This is a genomic window from Sphaerisporangium rhizosphaerae (assembly GCF_042665155.1).
GTDB lineage: Bacteria > Actinomycetota > Actinomycetes > Streptosporangiales > Streptosporangiaceae > Sphaerisporangium > Sphaerisporangium rhizosphaerae.
Window position 1 is genome coordinate 243,928 of the sequence record NZ_JBHTCG010000005.1, and the last position, 23,011, is coordinate 266,938.

21 protein-coding genes are annotated in these 23,011 nt (G+C 71.6%); 5 read left to right on the plus strand and 16 right to left on the minus strand.

What is annotated here, in order from left to right; translation table 11 throughout:
- Nucleotides 1–11: 11 nt before the first annotated feature.
- From ACFQSB_RS10105 to ACFQSB_RS10120, 4 genes are all read right to left on the minus strand, one after another.
- The gene (locus ACFQSB_RS10105) at nt 12–728 is read right to left on the minus strand and encodes an ABC transporter permease (RefSeq protein WP_380825826.1); all 717 of its coding nucleotides are present in this window, start codon (nt 726–728) and stop codon (nt 12–14) included.
- On the minus strand, nt 725–1,666 hold the full coding sequence (locus tag ACFQSB_RS10110; RefSeq protein ID WP_380825827.1) for an ABC transporter ATP-binding protein: 942 nt from the start codon (nt 1,664–1,666) through the stop codon (nt 725–727). Before ACFQSB_RS10110 ends, ACFQSB_RS10105 begins: the two co-directional genes overlap by 4 nt.
- 172 nt (nt 1,667–1,838) lie before the next feature.
- The gene (locus ACFQSB_RS10115) at nt 1,839–2,918 is read right to left on the minus strand and encodes a hypothetical protein (RefSeq protein ID WP_380825828.1); all 1,080 of its coding nucleotides are present in this window, start codon (nt 2,916–2,918) and stop codon (nt 1,839–1,841) included.
- Nucleotides 2,911–3,537 (minus strand): hypothetical protein, encoded by a 627-nt coding sequence (locus ACFQSB_RS10120; RefSeq protein WP_380825829.1) that lies wholly within the window; start codon nt 3,535–3,537, stop codon nt 2,911–2,913. Before ACFQSB_RS10120 ends, ACFQSB_RS10115 begins: the two co-directional genes overlap by 8 nt.
- A gap of 446 nt (nt 3,538–3,983) precedes the next feature.
- Here ACFQSB_RS10120 and ACFQSB_RS10125 point away from each other — a divergent pair, with 446 nt between their 5' ends.
- Nucleotides 3,984–5,381, plus strand: a complete 1,398-nt coding sequence (locus ACFQSB_RS10125) for a mycothione reductase (RefSeq protein WP_380825831.1) — start codon at nt 3,984–3,986, stop codon at nt 5,379–5,381.
- 42 nt (nt 5,382–5,423) lie between these two features.
- Here the strand turns inward: ACFQSB_RS10125 and ACFQSB_RS10130 are convergent, their stop codons facing one another.
- The 4 genes from ACFQSB_RS10130 to purN form a co-directional block, all read right to left on the minus strand.
- On the minus strand, nt 5,424–6,275 hold the full coding sequence (locus tag ACFQSB_RS10130; RefSeq protein ID WP_380825832.1) for a bifunctional methylenetetrahydrofolate dehydrogenase/methenyltetrahydrofolate cyclohydrolase: 852 nt from the start codon (nt 6,273–6,275) through the stop codon (nt 5,424–5,426).
- Between the two features lie 254 nt (nt 6,276–6,529).
- Nucleotides 6,530–7,264 carry a DUF899 domain-containing protein gene (locus ACFQSB_RS10135; protein ID WP_380825835.1) on the minus strand — a complete coding sequence of 245 codons (735 nt, stop codon included), beginning with the start codon at nt 7,262–7,264 and terminating at the stop codon, nt 6,530–6,532.
- A gap of 268 nt (nt 7,265–7,532) precedes the next feature.
- Entirely contained in the window at nt 7,533–9,080 is a 1,548-nt protein-coding gene (gene purH, locus ACFQSB_RS10140; RefSeq protein WP_354924491.1) for a bifunctional phosphoribosylaminoimidazolecarboxamide formyltransferase/IMP cyclohydrolase, read from the minus strand.
- Nucleotides 9,077–9,757 (minus strand): phosphoribosylglycinamide formyltransferase, encoded by a 681-nt coding sequence (gene purN, locus ACFQSB_RS10145; RefSeq protein ID WP_354837612.1) that lies wholly within the window; start codon nt 9,755–9,757, stop codon nt 9,077–9,079. The genes purH and purN overlap by 4 nt, the downstream gene beginning before the upstream one ends.
- Nucleotides 9,758–9,838: 81 nt before the next feature.
- Here purN and ACFQSB_RS10150 point away from each other — a divergent pair, with 81 nt between their 5' ends.
- The gene (locus tag ACFQSB_RS10150; protein WP_354837383.1) at nt 9,839–10,249 is read left to right on the plus strand and encodes a hypothetical protein; all 411 of its coding nucleotides are present in this window, start codon (nt 9,839–9,841) and stop codon (nt 10,247–10,249) included.
- Nucleotides 10,250–10,424: 175 nt separating this feature from the next.
- Complete coding sequence (locus ACFQSB_RS10155) at nt 10,425–10,736, plus strand: UBP-type zinc finger domain-containing protein (protein WP_380825836.1); 312 nt, start codon at nt 10,425–10,427, stop codon at nt 10,734–10,736.
- Nucleotides 10,737–10,781: 45 nt separating this feature from the next.
- Here the strand turns inward: ACFQSB_RS10155 and ACFQSB_RS10160 are convergent, their stop codons facing one another.
- From ACFQSB_RS10160 to sucC, 3 genes are all read right to left on the minus strand, one after another.
- Nucleotides 10,782–12,515 carry a cell division protein PerM gene (locus ACFQSB_RS10160; protein WP_380825838.1) on the minus strand — a complete coding sequence of 578 codons (1,734 nt, stop codon included), beginning with the start codon at nt 12,513–12,515 and terminating at the stop codon, nt 10,782–10,784.
- Nucleotides 12,516–12,727: 212 nt separating this feature from the next.
- A complete protein-coding gene (gene sucD / locus ACFQSB_RS10165) occupies nt 12,728–13,615 on the minus strand; it encodes a succinate--CoA ligase subunit alpha (RefSeq protein ID WP_354837393.1) in 888 nt (295 codons plus the stop codon).
- A complete protein-coding gene (sucC, locus tag ACFQSB_RS10170) occupies nt 13,615–14,793 on the minus strand; it encodes an ADP-forming succinate--CoA ligase subunit beta (protein WP_354837395.1) in 1,179 nt (392 codons plus the stop codon). Before sucC ends, sucD begins: the two co-directional genes overlap by 1 nt.
- A 324-nt stretch (nt 14,794–15,117) precedes the next feature.
- Here sucC and ACFQSB_RS10175 point away from each other — a divergent pair, with 324 nt between their 5' ends.
- Nucleotides 15,118–16,011 (plus strand): LolA-like protein, encoded by an 894-nt coding sequence (locus ACFQSB_RS10175; protein ID WP_380825839.1) that lies wholly within the window; start codon nt 15,118–15,120, stop codon nt 16,009–16,011.
- A 92-nt stretch (nt 16,012–16,103) separates the two neighbouring features.
- On the opposite strand, the gene pcrA is transcribed toward ACFQSB_RS10175, so the two are convergent.
- Nucleotides 16,104–18,326 (minus strand): DNA helicase PcrA, encoded by a 2,223-nt coding sequence (gene pcrA / locus ACFQSB_RS10180; RefSeq protein WP_380825960.1) that lies wholly within the window; start codon nt 18,324–18,326, stop codon nt 16,104–16,106.
- 201 nt (nt 18,327–18,527) lie between these two features.
- Between pcrA and ACFQSB_RS10185 the strand changes: the two genes are divergently transcribed.
- Nucleotides 18,528–19,256, plus strand: coding sequence for a PIG-L deacetylase family protein (locus ACFQSB_RS10185; RefSeq protein ID WP_354837399.1), 729 nt, complete (start codon nt 18,528–18,530; stop codon nt 19,254–19,256).
- A gap of 94 nt (nt 19,257–19,350) precedes the next feature.
- Here the strand turns inward: ACFQSB_RS10185 and ACFQSB_RS10190 are convergent, their stop codons facing one another.
- The 4 genes from ACFQSB_RS10190 to ACFQSB_RS10205 form a co-directional block, all read right to left on the minus strand.
- On the minus strand, nt 19,351–20,154 hold the full coding sequence (locus ACFQSB_RS10190; RefSeq protein ID WP_380825840.1) for a CPBP family intramembrane glutamic endopeptidase: 804 nt from the start codon (nt 20,152–20,154) through the stop codon (nt 19,351–19,353).
- Between the two features lie 132 nt (nt 20,155–20,286).
- Nucleotides 20,287–20,982, minus strand: a complete 696-nt coding sequence (locus ACFQSB_RS10195) for a neutral zinc metallopeptidase (protein ID WP_380825841.1) — start codon at nt 20,980–20,982, stop codon at nt 20,287–20,289.
- A gap of 114 nt (nt 20,983–21,096) precedes the next feature.
- Nucleotides 21,097–21,729, minus strand: a complete 633-nt coding sequence (locus ACFQSB_RS10200; RefSeq protein WP_354837616.1) for a response regulator transcription factor — start codon at nt 21,727–21,729, stop codon at nt 21,097–21,099.
- A 46-nt stretch (nt 21,730–21,775) separates the two neighbouring features.
- Nucleotides 21,776–22,963 carry an ATP-binding protein gene (locus ACFQSB_RS10205; RefSeq protein ID WP_380825843.1) on the minus strand — a complete coding sequence of 396 codons (1,188 nt, stop codon included), beginning with the start codon at nt 22,961–22,963 and terminating at the stop codon, nt 21,776–21,778.
- Nucleotides 22,964–23,011: the final 48 nt, after the last annotated feature.

Consider the following 23,011-nt stretch of genomic DNA (forward strand, 5'->3'; position numbering starts at 1 on the left):
CGTTGTCCCGGTCAGGTGCGGGCGCCGTCGTGGCGGTAGCGGATGATGACCGCCGCGCCGAGCGCGAGCGTGTACAGCCCCAGCACCAGGGCCGCCTGACCCACCCGGCCGCCGCCCGTGGCGGCGCCGTGCGCGAGGTCGGCCAGCCAGTAGGTCGGCAGGACCTGGGCGACGGACGCCAGCGCTCGGGGGAAGACGCTCACCGGGATGAGCAGGCCGCCGGCGAAGCCGAGGAGCAGCAGGAGCGCACCCTGGTAGGTCTGGACGTTCTGCGGCGTGGCCACCTGGCCGACGAGCAGGCCGAGCAGGGCGAACGGCACGGTGCCCGCCCACACGCCGAGCACCGCCCCGGCCCAGCCGCCCGCGGACAGGTGCACGCCCGACAGCAGCGCCGCGGCCAGCGTCACCCCCGCGATCGGCAGGACGGCCACCAGCATCGCCACCGTGGCCTTCGCCGCCAGGTATCCGGCTCCCGTGAGCGGGGTCAGCCGGAGCTGGCGCTGCCACCCGGCGCCCCGTTCGACGGCCGCTCGCGCCCCGGTGTCGAGCGCCGCCCTGAACGCGCCGAAGGCGGCGAGGCCGCCCATGATCGAAGCGGCCCCGTTCGCGCCGCCGAACATGCCGGCCTGCAGCAGGAACAGGCCCACCGGCAGCGCGACGGCGAACGCCAGGAACCTGGAGTCGCGAACCACCCGCCTGACCTCGAACAGCACGTACGCGATCCTCATCGCCGTCCCTCCTCAGGGTCCTCGGTCGAGTCCTCGGTCAGCCGCAGGAACGCCTCTTCCAGGCCCTGCGCGACCACCTCGATGTCGCGGGCGGCCGGGAAGCGGGCCAGCAGCTCCCGCACCACCGCGTCCGCGTCCGCGCAGCGCAACTCGGCGCGGTCGCCGCGCACCCGCGCCTCGACCACCCCGGGCAGCCGCCGCAGTTCCTCGGCGTCCACGCCGGGGACGCAGGCCCGGACGGTACGGCCGGACACCCCTGCCATGACCGCGGCGACCGGGCCGTCGGCCGCGATCCTCCCGTCGCGCATGAGCACCACCCGGTCGGCGTAGTCCTCCGCCTCCTCCAGGTAGTGGGTGGCGAAGATCACCGTCCGGCCCGAGTCGGCGAAGGCGTGCATCGACCGCCAGAAGTCCCGGCGCCCGCCCACGTCCATCGCCGCCGTCGGCTCGTCCAGCACCAGCAGGGCGGGGTCGCAGACCAGCGCCATGGCGAAGCGCACCCGCTGCTTCTGGCCGCCGGACAGCCGCGCGGCCCGGCGCGGGCCGAGATCCTCGACACCGGCCTTGCGCAGCGCCTCCTCCACCGGCAGCGGAGCGCGGTGCAGCGCGGCGGCCAGCGCCACGGTCTCCCTGACGGTGACGTCATCGAGCAGCCCCGCCTCCTGGAGCATCGCGCCCACCGCGCCACCGGCGATGGCCCGCCTCGGCGGGTCGCCGAACAGCCGCACCTCGCCCGCGTCCGGCCGGGTCAACCCCAGCAGTATGTCGACCGTGGTGGACTTGCCGGCGCCGTTGGGGCCGAGCAGCGCCACGACCTCGCCGCGCCCGATCAGCAGATCGACCTCCTCCACGGCGCGGACCTCGCCGTAATGCTTGCGGAGTCCGCGGAGCTCCACCGCATACCCCTGGGCCGTCCGTGCGGCCTGTGTCGTCGTCATGCCGCCAGCATCCGGCTCCGCGCCCCGCCGCTCCCCCGCCGTTTGTCACGACCACCCCACGACAGATGTCACGGCCCCGGCCGCGTGACGGATCGGGCACCGCACACCCACCGCTTCTCCGGTCGGACAGGACGGTCGACCATCCAGAGACGTGCGCGCCGTGCCGCTCGGATCACTGAAGTCCCAAGGATGCTCTGATCGTCGCGCGGAGTGCCGGCCATGCGGGGCCGAGGACATGCTTCGCGTAGGTCAATGCCTGGAAATTGTCCGCTCGGCCACCGGCTTCGAGGAGTGCGTGTCTGGTCGCTATCAACGCTGCCAGCCGCAGGTTCTCGTGATCGGACTCCGCCCCCTCTTGCAGCAGTGGGCCGGTTATCTCCTGGCTCCATTCGAGCTGCGTCTCCAGTAGGTGGTCCCGTGCCTGCCGGTCCAGCGGGATGCCTTGCCCGATCTTTTCCGTCACGGCGGCGAGAAACTCTCTGTCCAGGTCGTACCGGTCGGAGAGATACCTGGCCACGAACAGCAGGACCTCCTGTCGAATCGATCTGGCGGACAGGCGAAGACGTGCATCAAGATCGGGGTCGATCTGCCCGAACGCCAACGGCTCCGGCGGAATCGCGATGGGCTGGTCTATGACGAACGCGGACTGCGGGGCACTCAGCCACTCTTCGAGCAGCCTTGCGCCCGTGGCGAGTTCGATGACGGTCAACGCCGCCGTCTTGCGCCCCCAGGCCTCCTTGAGTGTGGTCGCCTCGCCCTGGCCGGCCACCGCCGCCCGCCGCAGGGGCTCGATTTCTGGGGCGAGCGCATCAGGGTCCGCACCGGTGGCGTTGTTCACGTCCAGACCGTAGACGTCGGCCAGAATACGCCCGTACACGGAATGGGAGAGGCGCCCGGCGCCCTGGCTCTGCCACGAGACATTCCATAATCGGGCGTCCACGCTCAGCCGGCTCATGACCTCCGGAGAACTCGCGTGCGCCCCTCCGTCTTTTTGCAGCAGAATCGTCGCACCGTTGGACCGCCCAACGAAGACAACCTCCAGCGGATAGAGGTCTTCTCCTCGGATCTCCATTTCTCGGACTTCGGGATCACCTCCTCCCGTCAGCCTCGACCCGACCTCGTCGAGCGATAGAGCCAGGCCGCTCACCGGCTGGATCACCGTCCAGCAGAGGCCGTTGGCCAGCCATCGGTGCTCGTCGAGAAGCCGAACGTAGTGGTCGTACGGGTCGGAGATCGGTGAGCCCTCAGTCATCGAATTTCGGGAAATCCAGTCCGCCGCTGGTATTCCAGATAACGAGCATTGTCGGCTGCTCTCGGTCGAATCGTGCTCGATCCAGCCGTATTCCGCTCTCAAGCTCTATCACCGCAAGCGCCACTGCCTCCGGATACAGCGGATCTTGACGATCATCATCGATGTCATACCCGAGGAAGAACTCGGCGTGGTGGGCCATCGGGCCCAGCCCTGTTGTCCATCCCTCACGCGGCGCGTACGGATCCCACCCGCCGACACATGAACCGTCAACCCAGTGAAGCATGTTGAATCCGGCATTGACATCCCAGTGCGCCACCCACGCCCGGGCACCGCGGCTCAATGGCTCGATCACCTCTGGAAGCATGCCCAGAAACCCAGCGACCTGCAGGACGGCGACTCCTGTCTCCGCCTGTTCAAAGGAGAGCGTATCTCCGGGAGACAGCAGATACGCGTCCACCGGAGTCATGTCACGACAGCGCTCAAGTTTGCCGCCGATCCGGGTAACGGCATCTTTCACGGTCAGCGCACCCGAAAGCGGCTGGACCACGATCCAGCAGATGTCATCGGGCAGATCTGTCTTGAGGGTCCTCAGATATAGGTCGATCAGCTCGTTCGGCATCGTCGCCTCCTCATCTGATACTCCAGCCGCACTTGGAGACCGCCGTGCTGACGGAGCCGTCCCGCTTCGCTCACCGGCGGACCGGACCAGATGACCGGCGCCAGGAGGGTAATAAGCTATCGCTACGGGGGCGGCGTCCGGGGACGGGCGCTGGAGGGCTGCTCGGCGCCTTGGCCGACGACGAGGTGCGGGTCGTCCCGCCACACGAACGGCCGGCGGCTCTCATGCATCGAGCTGCTCGGGTGGCCGTCGCGACCTGGCGCAGTCGGTGTGAATCCGGGGGCCTGGCTGTCCGTGCGGGCGGAGTATGACCCATAGTCGTAGGCGGGTTCCCGGGCCTCGGGGCCCGGCCGCCGCGACGGAACCGCGTCCCGCGATCTCCGGAACGGCATGATCACGACAGCGAACGGCGTCGTCGTCAACGGGTCCGCCGATGGTGAACGATCTTGGCGAACCGGTCGGAGGCGTCCGGCGGAATGGAGACCGACGTGCGGCACTACGACCTGGTGGTCCTGGGGGCGGGCAGCGGGAACATGCTGCTGAACGACGACCTCGCGCACCTGCGCACCGCCGTCGTCGAGCCCGACCGGTTCGGCGGCACCTGCCTCAACCGCGGATGCATCCCGACCAAGATGCTGGTCGCCGCCGCCGACGCGGCGACCGGCGCCCGCGCGGCGGCGCGGCTCGGCGTCACGGCCACGGTCGAGAAGGTCGACTGGAAGGCCATCCGCGAGCGGGTGTTCGACCGCATCGATCCGTTGCACGACAGCGCGCAGCGGTACCGCCGCCGGCACGGCGTCGACGTGTACGCCGAGGAGGCCCGGTTCGTCGCGCCGAAGGTCCTCCAGGTCGGCTCCGAGCGGATCAGCGCGGACACGATCTTGGTCGCGGTCGGGTCCCGGCCGGTCGTCCCGGACATCGCCGGACTCGACGGCGTTCCGTACCACACCTCGGACACGATCATGCGCATCGACGAGATGCCGGCCTCGCTGGTCATCGTCGGCGGCGGGTTCATCGCCGCCGAGTTCGGCCACATCTTCGGCGCCCTCGGTTCTGAGATCACGATCGTGCAGCGCGGTCCGCGGCTGCTGACGGCGGAGGACGAGCAGGTGTCGGAGCGGTTCACCGAGCTCACCGCACGCCGGCACCGCGTCCTGCTGAACGCCCACGCCACCGCGGTGAGGGGGGACGCCGACGGCGTCGAGGTCCGCGTGGTGGGATCCGAGGGCGAGCAGGTGGTGCGCGCCGCGATGATGCTGGTGTCGGTTGGCCGGCGTCCCAACACCGACCGGCTGGACTGCGCCGCCGGCGGGCTCGACCTCGACGAGCACGGCCACATCCGCATCGACGCCGCGTGCCGCACGTCGGTGCCCGGCGTCTGGGCGGTCGGCGACGCCGCCAACCACTACCAGCTCAAGCACATGGCCAATGCCGAGGTTCGGGTCGTACGGCACAACATGCTGCACCCGCAGGACGTGCGCGACCTGCGCACGACGGTCGCGCCGCACGCGGTCTTCACCGACCCGCAGGTCGCCTCCATCGGGCTGACCGAGCAGGACGCCCGCGCCCGCGGCATCCCGCACCTGGTCAGCGTCCGCGACTACGCCGACACCGCGTGGGGGTGGGCGCTGGAGGACACCACCAGCTTCGTCAAGATCCTAGCTAACCCGGCCGACCGCACGCTCCTCGGCGCGCACATCATCGGTCCCCAGGCCGCCACGCTCATCCAGCCGCTGATCCAGGCGATGACGCTCGGGCAGACCGCGGACCGCATCGCGCAGGACGTGCTGTACATCCACCCCGCGCCGACCGAGGTCGTCGAGCAGGCGCTGCTGGCCCTCTGACCCGCTCCCCCGGCCCGAACCGCGGGTCCGTGCCCGGCCGGGTCAGCGGGTGCGGTGTTCGGCGGCCTCGACGACGTTGGTGAGGAGCATCGCGCGGGTCATCGGGCCGACGCCGCCCGGGTTGGGCGCGACGAACCCGGCGACCTCGCGGACGTCCGCCGCGACGTCGCCCGCGAGCTTGCCGTCCACCCGGGAGACGCCGACGTCGAGCACGGCCGCGCCGGGCTTGACCATGTCACCGGTGATCAGGCCGGGCACGCCCGCGGCGGCCACGACGATGTCGGCCTCGCGCACCCGCGCCGGGAGGTTCTGGGTGCCGGTGTGGCACAGGGTCACGGTGGCGTTCTCGGTGCGGCGGGTCAGCAGCAGGCCGAGCGGGCGGCCCACGGTGATGCCGCGGCCGATGACGGTGACGTCGGCGCCCTTGATCGACACCCCGTACTCCTGCAGCAGCACCACGATGCCGCGCGGCGTGCAGGGCAGCGGCGCGTCCACCATGTGGACGAGCCGGCCGAGGTTGACCGGGTGCAGGCCGTCGGCGTCCTTGCCCGGGTCCATGCGCTCGATCAGCGCCTGGGTGTCGAGGTGGCGGGGCAGCGGGAGCTGGACGATGTACCCCGTGCAGGCGGGGTCGGCGTTCAGCTCGTCGATCGCGGCCTCGACCTCGGCCTGCGAGGCCGTCTCGGGGAGGTCCTTGCGGATCGAGGCGATGCCGACCTCGGCGCAGTCGCGGTGCTTGCCGGCGACGTAGATCTGGCTGCCGGGGTCGTCGCCGACCAGGATCGTGCCGAGGCCGGGGGTGACGCCCCGCGCGGCGAGCCTGCTCACCCGCTGCGCCAGGTCGGCCTTGATCTTCGCCGCTGTGGCCTTGCCGTCGAGAATCCGCGCGCTCACAACTCGCCATCCTCCCACGCCGCCCCGCCGCCCGAGGATACGAGGGTGCCGCTCCCCCGCCCCGCCGCCCGCCGCTACGAGGGTGCCGCTCCCCGCCCTGCCGCCCGGGCGAGGTGGGAGGCCGCCTTCCCTCGTCGAGGGGACGGCCCGCCGCTCCCCTCGACATGGCACGCCCGGCCCCGGCGAACCGCCGCCGGGAGAACGGCCGCCCCCGGCCGCCGGGCGCCCGGGGCCGGGGATCGGTGGGCGGTGAGTCAGTGGCAGCAGGCGTCCGTTCCGACGTCGCCGTAGCGGTCGTGGTGGGGGAACTGGCTGACGTGCCGCTGCCGGCCGAGGGAGGTGAAGTCGAGGTAGTTGTAGGTGTTCAGCAGCACCTCGGGGCCCCGGCCGAAGGTCGAGTAGGTGTGGAAGACGCGGTCGCCGTCGCGCAGGAAGACGCTGAGGCCGTGCCCGTCCTGCCCGTTCTGGGCGAAGAAGTGCAGGCCCTTGGCCTCCAGAGTCGCCTTGTCCATGTAGTTGTACTCGACCGGCGCGACGGCTTCGTCGTTGCTGGCGTGGAAGTCGTAGTTGAAATCCCCGCCGTCGGAGGAGTACCACGGCACCTGCCAGCCCATGCGGCGCCGGAACCGCTCGATGGAGGGAAGCGGAGCCCGCGACACCAGGGCCAGGGTCGTCTCGGAGTCGTTGAGGTGGCGCAGGTCGCCGACGTGGTCCACCAGGAACGAGCAGCTCGTACAGCCCTCGTCGGCCTCGCGCACCCACATGAAGTGGTACACGATGAGCTGGCGCCGCCCCTCGAACAGGTCGGCCAGGCCGGCCTCGCCGCCCGGCCCGCGGAAGACGTACGGCTTGGTGATCTCGACCATGGGTAACGCGCGGCGCTCGGCGTTGAGCGCGTCCCTCGCCCGGGTGAGCTCCTTCTCCTTCTCCAGCAGCTCGGTGCGAGCCTTCAGCCACTCCTCGCGCGACACGATCGCGGGTGTCTCCACGGGTCCTCCCTGAGATGCGACGACTGCCCTTGCCCAGCGCCGCCGCGCTCCCGTGCCACCTCGCGGGGCTCGGTACGGGCGGGGGCCCTGCGGGCGGCGCGCGGCCGGGTCGCCGGACCCGTGTCCACGGTAGACCGGACGTGCCCGGCGGTCGCCCTCATAGGGGGACGTAAGGGGGGGTGGTGCGGTGGCGGCCCGGCACGCCCGCCGGGCCGCCGCACGCGATCAGCGGCGATCAGTCGCCGATCAGTTGGCGATCAGTTGGCGATCAGTGGAAGAAGTGGCGCGTGCCGGTGAAGTAGAGCGTGATGCCGGCCTTGGCGGCGGCCTCGACGACCTCCTCGTCGCGGACGGACCCTCCGGGCTCGACGACGGCCTTCACCCCGGCGTCGATGAGCACCTGGAGCCCGTCGGCGAAGGGGAAGAAGGCGTCGGAGGCGGCCACCGAGCCCTCCGCCCGGTCACCGGCCCGCGACACCGCCAGGCGGGCGGAGTCGACCCGGTTGACCTGACCCATGCCGACGCCGACGGTGGCGCCGCCGGAGGCGAGCAGGATGGCGTTGGACTTGACCGAGCGGCAGGCCTTCCACGCGAACGCCAGGTCGGCGAGCACCTCGGGCGAGGCCGCCGACCCGGTCTTGAGCTCCCAGCCGGCCGGGTCGTCACCAGGGGCGTCCACCCGGTCGACGCTCTGGACGAGCAGGCCGCCGTCGATGCGGCGGAACTCGGCCGGGTTGGCCGGGCCGGCCGGGCAGCGCAGCAGCCGGAGGTTCTTCTTCTTGGTCAGCACGGCCAGGGCCTCGCCGGTGAACGACGGCGCCACGACGACCTCGGTGAAGATCGGCGCGATCTGCTCGGCGAGCTCCTCGGTCACCTCGCCGTTCACCGCGATCACTCCGCCGTACGCCGACACCGGGTCGCAGGCGTGCGCCTTGCGGTGCGCCTCGGCCACGTCCGCACCGACGGCAAGGCCGCACGGGTTGGCGTGCTTGATGATCGCCACGGCCGGCTCGGCGAAGTCCCACGCGGCGCGCCAGGCCGCGTCGGCGTCGACGTAGTTGTTGTAGGACATCTCCTTGCCGTGCAACTGCTCGGCGTTGGCCAGGCCGTCCTGCCCGCCGGAGTAGAGCGCGGCCCCCTGGTGGGGGTTCTCGCCGTACCTCAGCACGGCCCGGCGCTTCCAGGCCGCGCCCATGAAGGACGGCCAGGCGGTGTCCTCCTCGGGGGCGTAGACGCTCGCGAACCACGAGGCCACCATCGTGTCGTACGCGGCGGTGTGGGCGTAGGCGACGGCGGCGAGGCGACGGCGCTCGGGCTCGGCGAAGCCGCCCTCCTCCACGGCCCTGCGCACGTCGTCGTAGCGGGCCGGGTCGGTCACCACCGCGACCGTGCCGTGGTTCTTCGCCGCCGCGCGGATCATGGCCGGGCCGCCGATGTCGATCTGCTCCACGCACTCCTCCGGCGAGGCGCCCGAGGCCACCGTCTGCTGGAAGGGGTACAGGTTGACCACGACGAGCTGGAAGGGCTCGATCTCCAGCTCTTCGAGCTGCTTGACGTGGGAGGGGTTGGAGCCGTCGGCCAGCAGGCCGGCGTGCACGCGCGGGTGCAGGGTCTTCACCCGGCCGCCCAGGCACTCGGGGAAGCCGGTCAGCGACTCCACCGGAGTCACCGGCACGCCGAACGAGGCGATCTTGGAAGCCGTGCCCCCCGTGGACACGATCTCGACACCGGCGGCGTCCAAGGCCCGGGCGAGCTCCTCCAGCCCGGTCTTGTCGTAAACCGTGATCAGCGCGCGCCGGATGGCGATGCGGGTCACTTCGTGCTCCTCCCTGTGTCCAGGCGGGCCGGACCACCCGGACCGCCCGGAGATTGCGACTGGCTCAGATGGTCCCGCTCGCCCAGGCGGACGTGGCGGCCGGCGACCGTCCAGCCCTCCCGGGCCATGCGGCCCACGATCTCGACGAGCAGGCGGCGCTCCACGGTCTTGATGCGCTCGTGGAGCGCGTCCTCGTCGTCGCCGTCGAGGACGGGCACCGCCTCCTGGGCGATCACCGGGCCGGTGTCCACGCCGGCGTCGACGAGATGGACGGTGCAGCCGGTCACCCGCACGCCGTAGGCGAGGGCGTCGGGCACGGCGTGCGCGCCGGGAAAGGACGGCAGCAGGGCGGGATGGGTGTTGACCACCGGGAACGCGCCGAGGACCTCCGGGCCGAGGATCTTCATGAATCCCGCGGAGACCACGAGGTCGGGCTCGTGGGCGGCGATCGCCGCGCGCAGAGCCTGGTCCCAGGCCGAACGGGCCGGGTGATCGGCCAGCTTGACGACGAAGGTGGGCAGGCCGGCGCGCCGGGCGCGGGCGAGCCCCTCGATGTCGTCGCGGTCGGCGCCGACCGCGACGATACGGGCTCCATATGCGTCATCAGCGGCGGCGTCCATGAGGGCCTGTAGGTTGGTCCCGGAACCGGAGACGAGGACCACGAGCCGAGCCGACAGGGCTGCACTCCTTCGGGGCGACGGTTGACGGTATGGCGTCAGCGTATCGGCCCGCCCGCTCCACGACGCAGAGGAGGTCAGGTGCAACCACCCGCGGAGACATCAACGGGGAGCGAGATCGGGCGCCGGGCGCTGCTGCTCTCCATCGGCGCGCTGGCGCTCACCTTCCTGGTGCCGGTGTTCGGCCTGGCCCTCGCCGTCTTCTCGGCCGTCGTGTGCTACCGGGCGTGGCGGGCGTTGTCGGCCCGGCATCGGCCGGTCGTGCTCGCCGTCCTCGGGATGCTGCTGTCGCTGGCGTCCCTGTGCCTGGCCACGCTGGTGATGTGGGTCCAGACGTACTTCAGCGGAGAGCTGACGGCCTACACCGAGTGCATGAAGGGGGCGGGCACGGCGACCTCGCAACAGGTGTGCGTCGGCGACCTGGAACGCGCCGTGGAGCACCGGCTGCCGTTCATGCCCAAGGGCAGCGTGAAGCTTCCCTTCCCTCCGTGAGCCCCGACCTCGCCGCGGCGTGGGTTCCACCCTCGGGCCGTGGGACCGGCCTGACCCCGCGGGGTGTGCCGCCGCTTATGGTGGCGTAGAGAGACAAGGACACCAGGGCCTGCCTCGCTGACACCCCGGTGACCAGGACGCCGCCGGGCGCGTCGCCGCCGAACCGAGGAGAACCATGAACCACTGCGAGCACATCGCGGCCATCCACGACGTCGAGCCCACCCCGCAGGAGGGCTGTGCGGAGTGCCTTGCCATGGGGTCGCGCTGGGTCCACCTGCGCACCTGCCTCACCTGCGGTCACGTCGGCTGCTGCGATTCCTCCCCCAACCGCCACGCCAGCCACCACTACGCGAGCGAAGGCCACCCGGTCGCCGAGTCGTTCGAGCCCGGCGAAGACTGGGCGTGGTGCTACGCCGACGAACAGCTGTTCGAGCCGTCCCCGAGCGGCAAGGGCGAGCGCTCCCACGCCGCGCGCTTCCACCTCTAGCCATCCCCGCGGCACGGCCGGACGACGGCGCGTCCCGGCACGGGGTCAGGAGTCGCGGTCCCAGGCGTAGGGGTCGACGTAGATGATGTGGCCGCCGCGGTCGTCGGACTCGTCGACGATGTCGCGGCGCGGCGGGCGCGGCTCCTCGCGCCTGGCCGTGCCGCGGCCCGCGCCGGCCGCGGCCCCCGTCCCGGCGAGCCCCTTCCCCGTGGGACGCCTGCCCGCCGGCCCCTTGCCCGCGCGTGGGGCGTTGGCCGAGGGGTCGTCCACCGGGGCGGGGTCGAAGGTCTCCACGGCCGCCGAGGCGTGCTCGTCCGCCCAGTCGGCCCTGATCACCGGGATCGGCTGGGTGTCGGCCTCGGTGGCGTTCATCCAGTGGCCCGACAGCTCGCCGGTGGGGGCCGGCGCGGCCAGCTTGACCTTGCTGGCCACCTTGACCAGCGCGTCCCCCGCCCTGCGGACCGGCGTCGCCTCGACCGTGGCGCCGTGGAACACCAGCCACCAGTTGGCCAGCCCCGCGGAGATGCCCGCGGCCACGCCGACCTCCAGGGTGACCGACAGCGCCACCTCCCACGCCGAGGGCCCGACGGCCGCGAGGCGCGCGCCGCCGAGCGGGCCGCCGGCGAGCGCCGCGAGCAGCCCCGACGCCAGGCCGGTGGCCAGACCGCAGACGAAGCCCCACAGCGGAGCCGACTCGAAGTGCGGGGTCGGCGAGACGCGCGCCACCACCACCCCGGCCACCGCGCCGGCGATGAACGGCACCGCGAGCACGCCCATGATCCATGGCGGCATGGAGCCCGAGTCGGGCAGGGCGCCGAGGATCGGCAGGGCGGGAAGCGCGCCCAGTTGCACGCCGGTGGGCGCGACCAGCGTGCCCGTGCCGAGGGCGAACCCCGGCCCGCTGATGTAGGCCAGGCCCCAGATGACGAAGTTGAACAGGTAGAGCACTTCGACCAGCAGCAGCAGCGCCCCGCCGACGAAGCCGGGGGCCAGCAGCTCCGACAGCCGCCTGACCTGGCCGAAGTCGGCGACGACGGCCACGAGCACCAGAATGAGCCCGGCCACCAGCAGGATCGACAGCGCGACGGCCGTGCCGACCGCCACCGACCGCGCACGCTCGGGCAGCAGCCGCAGCATCGAGCGCCACGGTCCGATCGTGCGGGCGGTGGCCAGCGAGCCGGCGACGAACGCCAGGACGAGGTGGCTGACCAGCGCCTCGCCGACGGACGGCTGGGTGAGGTTGTTCTGCGCGGCCAGCGCGATGGCCCCGGCCAGCAGCGCGTACGGCGCGGCCAGCGAGATGCCGGCCTGGGCGATGAGCACGAGCTGGGCGCGGCGGCGGGCGTTGGCGAGGTCCTTGGTGCTGCCCTTGGGCAGCCGGGCGGGCAGCCGGAGCCGCAGGTCGGCGTCGCGCGCCATCCACATCGCCGCGCGGTACAGCAGCGCGGCGGGCAGCACCGTGAGGCCGATCGGCAACAGGCCGACGCGCCCGCCGGGGATGGCGAAGCCGGCGTGGTGGGCGGCCAGCCAGACCTGGCAGGCGGCGCGGAACACCCCGGGGAGCCCCTGCCCGAACGCGCCGCGGGGCGCGGCGATCCACCCGATGAGGGTGAGCGTGGTCAGGACGGCGAGGCCGACGCCGAGGGTCCAGGCCGCGGCGAGCATGCCGGACACGGGCAGCGGACGGCGCGCCTCGTCGTCGTCGCCGCTCCCGGCGAGGGGGATGCGACTGAGGACGGTGCGGGGGGCCGCCCGGAGCTGGTCGAAAAGGGCCGTCACAGTAGTCGATGGTCTCAGCATGTCCGCCCGTCACGGGCCTACCACGCCCCGCGTGTCGCCCCCTTTGTCCGATGGACGATCGACAACCACCCCGACGACCGCCCTGAGTGGTCCGGCGAGAGCGGCGCCTGGGGCGGGCGGCGAAACGCGAGAACGCCCGGTCGGGGACCGGGCGTTCTCCCTGGTGCGTGCTTCCTGCCGCGTGCTGCGCGTCAGCGGGTGCGCATGATCTCGCGCATGAGGCGGGCGGTCTCGCTGGGGGTCTTGCCGACCCGCACGCCGACCTTCTCCAGCGCTTCCTTCTTGGCCTGCGCGGTGCCCGCCGAACCCGACACGATGGCGCCGGCGTGCCCCATCGTCTTGCCCTCGGGCGCGGTGAACCCCGCCACGTAGGCCACGACGGGCTTGGTCACGTGCTGCTCGATGTAGGCCGCCGCGCGCTCCTCGGCGTCGCCGCCGATCTCGCCGATCATCACGATCGCCTCGGTCTCCGGGTCGGCCTGGAAGGCCTCCAGAGCGTCGATGTGCGTCGTGCCGATCACCGGGTCGCCGCCGATGCCCACCGCCGTGGAGAAACCGACGTCACGCAGCTCGTACATGAGCTGGTAGGTCAGCGTGCCCGACTTGCTCACCAGGCCGATGCGGCCCTTGGAGGTGATGTCGGCCGGGATGATGCCGGCGTTGGAGGCGCCGGGCGAGGCGATGCCGGGGCAGTTCGGGCCGATGATGCGGGTCTTGGCGCCCTTGGCGATGGCGTAGGCCCAGAACTCGGTGGAGTCGTGGACCGGGATGCCCTCAGTGATGACGACGGCGAGCGGGATCTCGGCGTCGATCGCCTCCTTGACGGCGGCCTTGGTGCCGGCCGGCGGCACGAAGATGACGGTGACGTCGGCGCCGGTGGCGGCCATGGCCTCGGCCACGGTCGCGAAGACCGGCAGCTCGACCCCGTCGAAGTCGACCGTGGTGCCCGCCTTGCGGGGGTTGGTCCCGCCGACGACCTTCGCACCGGACTTGAGCATGCGACGGGTGTGCTTAGAGCCCTCGGAACCCGTGATGCCCTGAACGATGATCTTGCTGTTCTCGGTCAGCCAGATTGCCATTACGCACCTACCGCAGCGAGCTCGGCGGCGCGCTTGGCCGCTTCGTCCATCGTGTCGACGAGTTCGACGCGGGGCAGGCCCGCGTCCTTGAGGATCTGCCGCCCGAGGGTGGCGTTGTTGCCGTCCAGCCGGACGACCAGCGGGTGGGTGACCGCCTCACCGCGGTCGGACAGCAGCTTGAACGCCGAGACGATGCCGTTGGCGACGGCGTCGCAGGCGGTGATGCCGCCGAAGACGTTGACGAAGACCGACTTCACGCTCGGGTCGGACAGCACGATCTCAAGGCCGTTGGCCATGACCTCGGCCGAGGCGCCGCCGCCGATGTCGAGGAAGTTGGCCGGCCGCTGGCCGCCGTACTGCTCGCCGGCGTAGGCGACGACGTCGAGGGTCGACATCACCAGGCCCGCGCCGTTGCCGATGATGCCCACCGCGCCTTCGAGCTTGACGTAGTTGAGGTCCTTCTCCTTGGCGCGGGCCTCCAGCGGGTCCTCGGCGGCCTTGTCGGCGTAGGACTCGTGCTCGGCCTGGCGGAAGGTGGCGTTGTCGTCCAGGGTGACCTTGCCGTCGAGCGCCTTGACCTGGCCGTCCTCGGTCAGGATCATCGGGTTGACCTCGACCAGCGTGGCGTCCTCGTCCACGAAGACGGCCCAGAGCTTCTCGATGATCTCGGCGGCGCCGTCCAGCGCGGCCTCCGGCAGACCGCCCGCCTGGGCGATCTCGCGGGCGCGCGCGCGATCGACGCCGGTCAGCGGGGAGACCGGGATCTGGGCGACCTTCTCGGGCGAGGTGTGCGCGACCTCCTCGATCTCCATGCCGCCCGCGGCGGAGCAGATGGCGAGGAAGGTGCGGTTCGCGCGGTCGAGCAGGAAGGAGAAGTAGTACTCCTCGGCGATCGCGCTGGCCTCCTCGACGAGGACCTTGTGGACCGTGTGCCCCTTGATGTCCATGCCGAGGATGCCGGTGGCCTTGCTCTCGGCGTCGGCGGCGTCGGCGGCGACCTTGACGCCGCCCGCCTTGCCGCGGCCCCCGGTCTTGACCTGGGCCTTGACGACGACGCGGCCGGTCAGCTGCTCTGCCGCCGCGCGCGCCTCCTCCACGGTGTGCGCGACGACGCCGCGCGGCACCGGGATGCCATACTCCGCGAAGAGCTCCTTCGCCTGATGTTCGAACAGGTCCACGAGGGTCCGTCCTTGCTTGTCCGGCTGTCTTCTTCTCTACGTTGAGACCAGACCTCAGAGCACCCGCGATCGCCGGAAGCCTGGCCTGAGAAGCCTAGCCGCCACCAGGACGTGCGGCGCTCGCCGGGGGTCCATTACCCGCACGCCGGCGGTAATCGGATACGCCGTCTTTTCCCAAGAATCCCGCAAATCCCGCGACGATCCCCTACCACCCCGCTTACCGCTACATTTCCACAAGTCGTGATTTCACCGTGATCTTGACTGGAGAGAATGCGAAACCCCTCGACGACGGGGCGAGGGACTATAACGGGAGGAACCCCCCAAATGAGGCGACTCATCGCCCTGGCCGCGGTCACCGCGGCCGTACCCGCGCTCGCGCTGGCCGCCCCGGCCACCGCGCAGTCGGCGACCACCGCCGCGGCGCCCGCCACCGCCAAGCCCGGCAACCCGGTCGACGCCCTGCGCCTGCAGTTCGCGAAGAAGAGCGGCGTGCAGGTGGACGAGAACACCAGAATGGGCATCGGCAAGCAGGACATTTTCGCGTTCCGGGAGACCGGAAAGCTGCGTTTCGGCCGCTCGGGCGTCGACGCCTACGACGCGAAGATCACCCTCAAGGGCTTCGACAAGGACGGCGACAGCACCGTCCGCGCCATCGTGGTCGGCGGCAAGATGTACCTCAAGAGCGCGCTGTACGACGAGCTGCTGCCGGCCGGCCGCACCTGGGTGCGCACCTCCGGCAAGCCCTCGACCTACAGCAACGGCCCGATCGACCTGCTGAAGCCGAACGTCCTCAAGGCCATCCTCGCCACCGCGAAGGCCAAGAGCCCCGGCGGCACGGTCGGCGGCGCCAGGACCACGCTGGTGCGCGGTTCGATCCCGCTGTCCTCGCTCGGCAAGGTCTCGCCGATGCTGTCGTCGATCGCCAAATCGAAGAACGGCAAGAAGATCACGGTGCCGTGGCGGATGTGGATCGGCGCCGACCAGCTTCCCCGCCGCTTCCAGACGACCGTCAAGGTGCCCGTCGGCCCGTCCACCGGCTCTTCCCTCGGCGAGGTGTACATCGCCGCCGACAACCGCTACACCTCCTGGGGCGCCAAGATCGTCATCACGGCGCCCCCGGCGGACCTGGTCGTCGACGAGAAGGACCTCACCGACGAGCTTCCGGTGATCCCCGACCTCACCACCAAGATCCCCGGCCTTCCCACCCGCGAGCACTGACGAAGTGAGGCCCGGTGAGCGTGCTCACCGGGCCTCACCCGTTCAGGGGCCGACGGACACGGCCGGGACCGGCCTCAGGGCCGGCCGGTGGGTCAGAGTTTCTCGAGGGGGGCGTAGGCGAGCAGGAGGGTCTTCTCGCCGCCGGAGCCGAAGTCGACCTTCACCTTGGTCTTCTCGGCCATGCCGTCCACGGACACCACGGTGCCGAGCCCGAACTGGTCGTGGGTGACGCGGTCGCCCGGGCTGAGGTTCGGGACGGCGCGGCCGCCCGCCTTGCGCGCGGGCGCCGCCTGGGCCCGCGTCTCACGCTTGGTGGCCGCGCCCCAGGCGCTCTTGGCCGGATCGCCGCGCCAGTCGACCAGGTCGGCGGGCACCTCGGCCAGGAACCGCGAGGCCGGGTTGAACGCCGGCGACCCCCACGAGCTGCGGACGGCGGCCCGCGAGACGTAGAGCCGCTGCTGGGCGCGGGTGATGCCGACGTAGGCGAGCCGGCGCTCCTCCTCCAGCTCGCGGGGCTCGCCCAGGGAGCGGGTGTGCGGGAAGACGCCGTCCTCCAGGCCGGTGAGGAAGACGACCGGGAACTCCAGCCCCTTGGCGGTGTGCAGGGTCATCAGCGTGACGACGCCCTGGTGATCTTCACCTTCGGGGATCTGGTCGGCGTCGGCGACCAGCGAGACCTGCTCGAGGAAGTCGACCAGCGTGCCGTCGGGATTGGCCTCCTCGAACTCCTGCGCCACCGAGATCAGCTCGTTGAGGTTCTCCAGCCGGCTCTCGTCCTGCGGGTCGCCCGAGGTCTCCAGCTCGGTGCGGTAGCCGGTGGCGGTCAGGACCTCCTCGGCCAGCTCGGAGATCGGCAGCTCCTTGCCCCGCAGCTCCTCGAGCAGGGCGACGAACTCCTTGATGGCGTTGAGCGAGCGCGTGGCGAGCCCCGGCGCCTCGTCGGCGCGGCGAAGCGCCTCGTAGAACGGGACGCGCTCGCGGACGGAGAAGGCGTCCACCATCGCCTCGGCGCGGTCGCCGATGCCGCGCTTGGGGACGTTCAGCACGCGGCGCAGCGAGACGGTGTCGGTGGGGTTGGCGAGCACGCGGAGGTAGGCCAGCAGGTCGCGGACCTCCCTGCGCTCGTAGAACCGCACGCCGCCGACGACCTTGTACGGCAGGCCGGTGCGGATGAAGATCTCTTCGAACACGCGGGAGGCGGCGTTGGTGCGGTAGAAGACCGCCACCTGGCCGGGGGTCACGTCATCCTCGTCGGCGAGCCGGTCGACCTCCTGGGCGACGAACATGGCCTCGTCGTGCTCGTTGTCGGCCACATAGCCGACGATCTTGGGCCCGGCGCCCTGGTCGGACCAGAGGTTCTTGGGCTTGCGGCTCTCGTTGCGCGAGATCACGGCGTTCGCGGCCGACAGGATGGTCTGCGTCGAGCGGTAGTTCTGCTCGAGCAAAATTGTGCGGGCGTTGGGGTAGTCGCGCTCGAACTCGAGGATGTTGCGGATGGTCGCGCCGCGGAAGGCGTAGATCGACTGGTCGGCGTCGCCGACTACGCACAGCTCGGCCGGCTCGACCGCGCCCTCGCGCACCACGTCGCCGTCGGCGGTGCGGACCTCGGGGTGGCCGACCAGCTCTCTGATCAGGATGTACTGCGCGTGGTTGGTGTCCTGGTACTCGTCGACCATCACGTGGCGGAAGCGGCGCCGGTAGTGCTCGGCCACGTCGGGGAAGAGCTGGAACAGGGTGACCGTGAGCATGATGATGTCGTCGAAGTCCATCGCGCCGGCCTCGGTCAGCCTGCGCTGGTAGGCGGCGTAGGCCTCGGCGAGCGTGCGCTCGAGATGGGTCTGCGCCTTGCCCGCCGCCGTCTCGTAGTCGATCAGCTCGTTCTTGAGGTTGCTGACCTGCGCGGAGAACGAGCGCGGCGGGTAGCGCTTGGGATCCAGGTCGAGCTCGCGGCAGACCATCGCCATCAGCCGCTGGGAGTCGGCCTGGTCGTAGATGGAGAAGCTGGAGGTGAAGCCCAGCCGCTTGGCCTCACGGCGCAGGATGCGCACGCAGGCGCTGTGGAAGGTCATCACCCACATGGCCTTGGACCGCGGGCCGATGAGCCGGTCGACCCTTTCCTTCATCTCGCGGGCGGCCTTGTTGGTGAAGGTGATCGCCAGGATCTCCTGCGGCTGCGCATCGCGCTCGGCCAGCAAGTAGGCGATGCGGTGGGTGAGCACGCGCGTCTTCCCCGACCCCGCTCCGGCGACGATCAAGAGCGGGCTGCCCGCGTGGACGACGGCGTCCCGCTGCTGCGGGTTGAGCCCGTCGAGCAAAGGGTGATCAACGATGGGGTTCACGGCTCGGGTCGACACGCCCCTAGATTATGGCCGCCCACCGACAATGGGCGCCCCTTCGGCTCCTCTCGGGCCGCCGGATAGGCTTCGCGCCGCACGAGATCGCACGCCCGGCGCCGGTCGCGGAAATATCGCGACCGTGCCGCTTGTTCAGCGCCCAGTGGACCAAGGAGGACGACCGTGACGGCACTTGACGACACCGAGATCGGCACGACCCTGGTGGTGACCGCGCACCCCGACGATGTCGACTTCGGCGCCGCGGGCACCATCGCGGCCCTTACCGACAAGGGTATTCGCGTGGTGTACTGCATCGTCACCGACGGCGACGCCGGAGGGTTCGACCGCGAGCTCGACAACGGCGGGATGGCCGAGCTGCGGCGCGGCGAGCAGATCGCGGCGGCCAAGGTGGTCGGCGTGGAGGACGTGCGCTTCCTCGGCTACAAGGACGGCACGGTGGAGCAGACCCTCCCCTTGCGCCGCGACATCGCCCGGGTGATCCGCCAGGTGCGCCCCGACCGGGTGATCACCTCTCATCCCGAGCGCAACTACCTGCGCATGGGGCCGAGCCACCCCGACCACCGCGCCGTCGGCGGCGCGACGCTCGACGCGGTCTACCCCGACGCGCGCAACCCGTACGCCTTCCCCGAGCTGCTCGCCGAGGAGGGCCTTGAGGCGTGGACGGCGCGCGAGGTGTGGCTGACCGGCGGGCAGGCCAACAACCACTACATCGACGTCACCGCCACGCTCGACCGCAAGTTCGCGGCGCTGCGGGCGCACGCCAGCCAGACCGCGCACATGGACGACCGGCTCGAGACCTTCGTCAAGGGCTGGCTGGCGACCAACGCCCAGGCCGCGGGCCAGCCGGAGGGCACCTACGCCGAAGCCTTCCAGGTGGTCCCCACCGCCTGACGCGAGCCACCGCCTGACGCGAGCCACCGCCTGACGCGAGCCACCGCCTGACGCGAGCCACCGGGTCCGTCGGCGGCCGTGGCCCCCGTCCGGCTCAGTCCGCCGTCCCCCGGCCGCCACGGTCGAGCCGGCGGGTGGCGCGGGCGGCGAGGAATCCCAGCGAGTTGGTCGCCAGGTGCAGCAGCGACGGCGCGAGCAGGCCCCCACGACGCCGCAGCTCCAGGAAGAACGCCCCGGCCAGCCCGGTGACCGCCACCGACCCCGCCACCGTCGCGGCCGCCCCGCCCTTCGCCGGGCGGGTCGCGGGCGGGTCGGCGGCCTGGACGAGGTGGCCGAGGGCGGGGTTGGCGGCCGCCATGTCCAGAGACGGCAGGATGTGCCAGAGGCCGAACAACGCCGACGAGCCCGCGACGGCGGCCGACGGCCCGTGCGAACGGCGCAGCGCGGCGGGCAGCACGCCCCTGAAGGCGACCTCCTCCAGCAGCACGGTGCCGAACGGCACCTGGAGCAGGATCTCCTCGGCCAGGCGGGCGCGGGACAGCCCGAGCGCCCGCTGGTCGCGGAAGTAGCGCCGCGTCGGCGGCAGCAGCACCCCCGCCGTGTACACCGCCGCCACCGCCGCCGCCAGGCATCCGCCGATGCGCGCCCCCCTGCGCGCGTCCGTGAAACCCATCTCCGGCCACGACAGCCCGCCGCGCCGGCCCAGGAGCACCAGTGCGCCGGTGGCCGCGGCCGAGGTCAGAGGCGCCAGCCGCCGGGCCGCGCGGTTGTTGAGGACGTTGGCCGCCGCCAGGACGCCCACCGCCGGCAGCAGCAGCCGCGTCGCGGGCATGACGCCCTCCTCCCGCGCCGGTGTTCCGCTCCCGCGCGGGGCCGCGTGGACGGCTCGCGTGCTCATGACCCACCTCCTGGCTACCGGCCTGTCTGTCTGCCTGCCTGATCGCCGACGCCGACGCCGACGCCGACACCGACACCGACACCGACGCGGGCCACGCTACGGGCCCCAACGGCCCGGAACGTCCACCCGGGCTCAGCAGGTGTTGACGCCGTTGTTGTATCCCTTGGCGAAGGACTGCTGGCGCTCGGCCGGGGTGCCGTGCGCGTCCTCACGCCACCAGGCGTCGGTCGGGTCGCCGGCGGCCGCCAGGTTGGCGAGCAGCTCCTCGTCGTCGCCGCTCTCGGCCTCCAGCTGCCCGGCGTCGATCATGCCCTTGAGCGCGCCGCCGGCGTAGCAGTCGGCCTGCAGCTCGCGGTTGATGTTGAGGCTGAAGTCGCTCATGAGCTGGGCCTGCACGGCGTGGCCGAGCTCGTGCGGAATGATCACGTACACGGCCCCGTCGCCCTTCTCCTCGTACAGGGAACGCATCCACTGCGCGTCATAGGCGACGAAGTGCCCGACCGGGCAGTAGAAGGCGTTCTCGGGCACCGCCGGCTGGCCGCCGCAGTCGGGACCGTCCTGGCCGGAGTACGCCTCGAACCTGCTCAGCGGACGGTAGGTGCGCCCGGCGGCCTGGAAGGTCTGCTGCCAGTAGCGCTCGGTGAGGGTGCGCGCGAGCTCGACGTCCTCCTCGAACGTCTGGCCGAGCGCGGACGGGCTCGCGGACCCGGAGGCGGGGCCCGTGGCGGGGTCGGGCGCGGAGTGCCGGTCTTTCGGCGACGCCACGAGGGAGCAGCTCGCCGTCAGCACGGCCGCGAGCACGAGCGTCGAAAGTGCGCGAGGGGTCACACGCCCATCCTGGCCGACCGGCCCCCGCGCCGCGAACGGTTCCCCGTCGCGGGACGGGCGGCCACCCGGCCACCCGGCCACGCAGCCACCCGGCCATACGGCCACGCGGGCGGGTCAGACCAGGCGGCGGGCGGTGGCCCAGCGGGACAGCTCGTGCCGGTTGGACAGCTGGAGCTTGCGCAGCACCGAGGAGACGTGGGTCTCGACCGTCTTCACCGAGATGAACAGCTCTTTGGCGATCTCCTTGTAGGCGTACCCGCGCGCGATGAGCCGCAGCACCTCGCGCTCGCGCGTGGTCAGCGAGTCCAGCTCGGGATCGATGGAGGGCGCCTCGGTGGAGGCGAAGGCGTCCAGGACGAACCCGGCCAGACGCGGCGAGAACACCGCGTCGCCCTCCGACACCCGGACGATCGCGTCGGTCAGCTCGCGGCCGCTGATGGTCTTGGTGACGTATCCGCGGGCCCCGCCGCGGATGACGCCGATGACGTCCTCGGCGGCGTCGGAGACCGACAGGGCCAGGAAGCGGACCGGCGCCCCCGAGCCGAGGACCCGGCGCAGGACCTCCTGGCCGCCGCCCCCGGGCATGTGCACGTCGAGCAGGACGACGTCGGGCTTGAGCGACTCGATGGCGGCGACCGCGGACTCGACGTCCTCGGCCTCGCCGATCACCTCGATCTGGGGGCCGAGCTCGGCGCGCACCCCCGACCGGAAGAGCCGGTGATCGTCGACGATCAGAACCTTGACCATATTCACGGCATTCACGGCTTCCTCACCCTTCGGGGCAGGTGGCGGATCACGACTGCTCCCGTTTCATCGTCAACATCACCTCGGTGCCCTCGCCCGGCTCGGTCTTGACCCGGGCGCCGCCGCCGTGGCGTTCCATCCGGCCGATGATCGACTGGCGGATGCCCATGCGGTCGTCGGGCACGTCGTCCATATTGAAACCCTTGCCGCGGTCCCTGACGAACACGGTGACCTCGCCGGGCTCGACCTCGGTGTACACGGAGATCACCGGCGCCTCGGAGTACTTGGCGGCGTTCACCATCGCCTGCCGCACGGCCTGGAGCATCGCGCGCAGCCCGTTGTCCAGGTCGCAGTCGCCGACGCAGACGATCTCGATGGGCACGCCGTGCTCGTCCTCGATCTCGGCCGCCACGCGGCGCACGGCGGCGGCCATGGTGGCGTCGGCGTCGGCCTTGGGCTGGTACAGCCAGTTGCGCAGCTCGCGCTCCTGCGAGCGGGCCAGGCGGGTCACCTCGAACGGGTCGCCCGCGTTGCGCTGGATGAGCGTCAGCGTGTGCAGCACCGAGTCGTGGACGTGCGCGGCCATCTCGGCGCGCTCCTCCTGCCGGATGCGCTCGCGGCGCTCCTTCTGCAGTTCCTTCCACAGCGCGGTCAGCCAGGGAGCCGCGATGAGCGCGATGCCGCCCACCACGACGGCGGTGAAGACCAGGCCGGGACGCGCCTCGGCGAGCTTGCCCTGGGCGGCCAGGAAGCCGATCGCGCCGCTGACCACCAGCAGCAGCCCGATGCCGGTGCGGATCCACGAGCGGCGCACCTGGCGGACCGCGTCGGTCATCCAGCGCTGGCGGCGGCCGGGCTCGGCCTGCTGGAACAGGATGAGCGTGCCGATGCCGCCCACCGCGATCGACCAGGTGCCGGCGCCGCCGGTGGAGGCGCCGGTGAGCCAGCCGAAGGCCGTCAGCGCCATGCCCAGCACGGCGTAGGCGGCGATCTGGCCCCAGTCGCGGCTGGGCGCCTCGCCCTCGTGGGGCTCGTGCGGAGTGAACATCCAAAGCGCGGCGTACGCCAGGACGCCGAGCCCGTCCAGGACGCTGAGCAGCACGAAGGCGAGCCTCAGCACGACCGGGTCGAGCTTCAGCTGGGCGGCGGCACCCTGGGCGACGCCCGCGACGAGCCGGCCGCGGAGCGGACGGACCAGGCGGGGGTAGGCCTCGGGAATGGTGGGGGTCTCAGACATCTCTCGAGCATCGTCACACGTGAAGGGAAGGAACGCATCAGGGCGCTC

Coding starts and splice junctions, on each gene's coding strand:
- ACFQSB_RS10200 (WP_354837616.1), bottom strand. CDS start 21,729: ATGGTCAAGGTTCTGATCGTCGACGATCACCGGCTCTTCCGGTCGGGG.
- ACFQSB_RS10105 (WP_380825826.1), bottom strand. CDS start 728: ATGAGGATCGCGTACGTGCTGTTCGAGGTCAGGCGGGTGGTTCGCGAC.
- ACFQSB_RS10205 (WP_380825843.1), bottom strand. CDS start 22,963: ATGTCTGAGACCCCCACCATTCCCGAGGCCTACCCCCGCCTGGTCCGT.
- ACFQSB_RS10175 (WP_380825839.1), top strand. CDS start 15,118: ATGAGGCGACTCATCGCCCTGGCCGCGGTCACCGCGGCCGTACCCGCG.
- ACFQSB_RS10120 (WP_380825829.1), bottom strand. CDS start 3,537: ATGCCGAACGAGCTGATCGACCTATATCTGAGGACCCTCAAGACAGAT.
- ACFQSB_RS10110 (WP_380825827.1), bottom strand. CDS start 1,666: ATGACGACGACACAGGCCGCACGGACGGCCCAGGGGTATGCGGTGGAG.
- ACFQSB_RS10115 (WP_380825828.1), bottom strand. CDS start 2,918: ATGACTGAGGGCTCACCGATCTCCGACCCGTACGACCACTACGTTCGG.
- ACFQSB_RS10190 (WP_380825840.1), bottom strand. CDS start 20,154: ATGAGCACGCGAGCCGTCCACGCGGCCCCGCGCGGGAGCGGAACACCG.
- sucD (WP_354837393.1), bottom strand. CDS start 13,615: ATGGCAATCTGGCTGACCGAGAACAGCAAGATCATCGTTCAGGGCATC.
- ACFQSB_RS10155 (WP_380825836.1), top strand. CDS start 10,425: ATGAACCACTGCGAGCACATCGCGGCCATCCACGACGTCGAGCCCACC.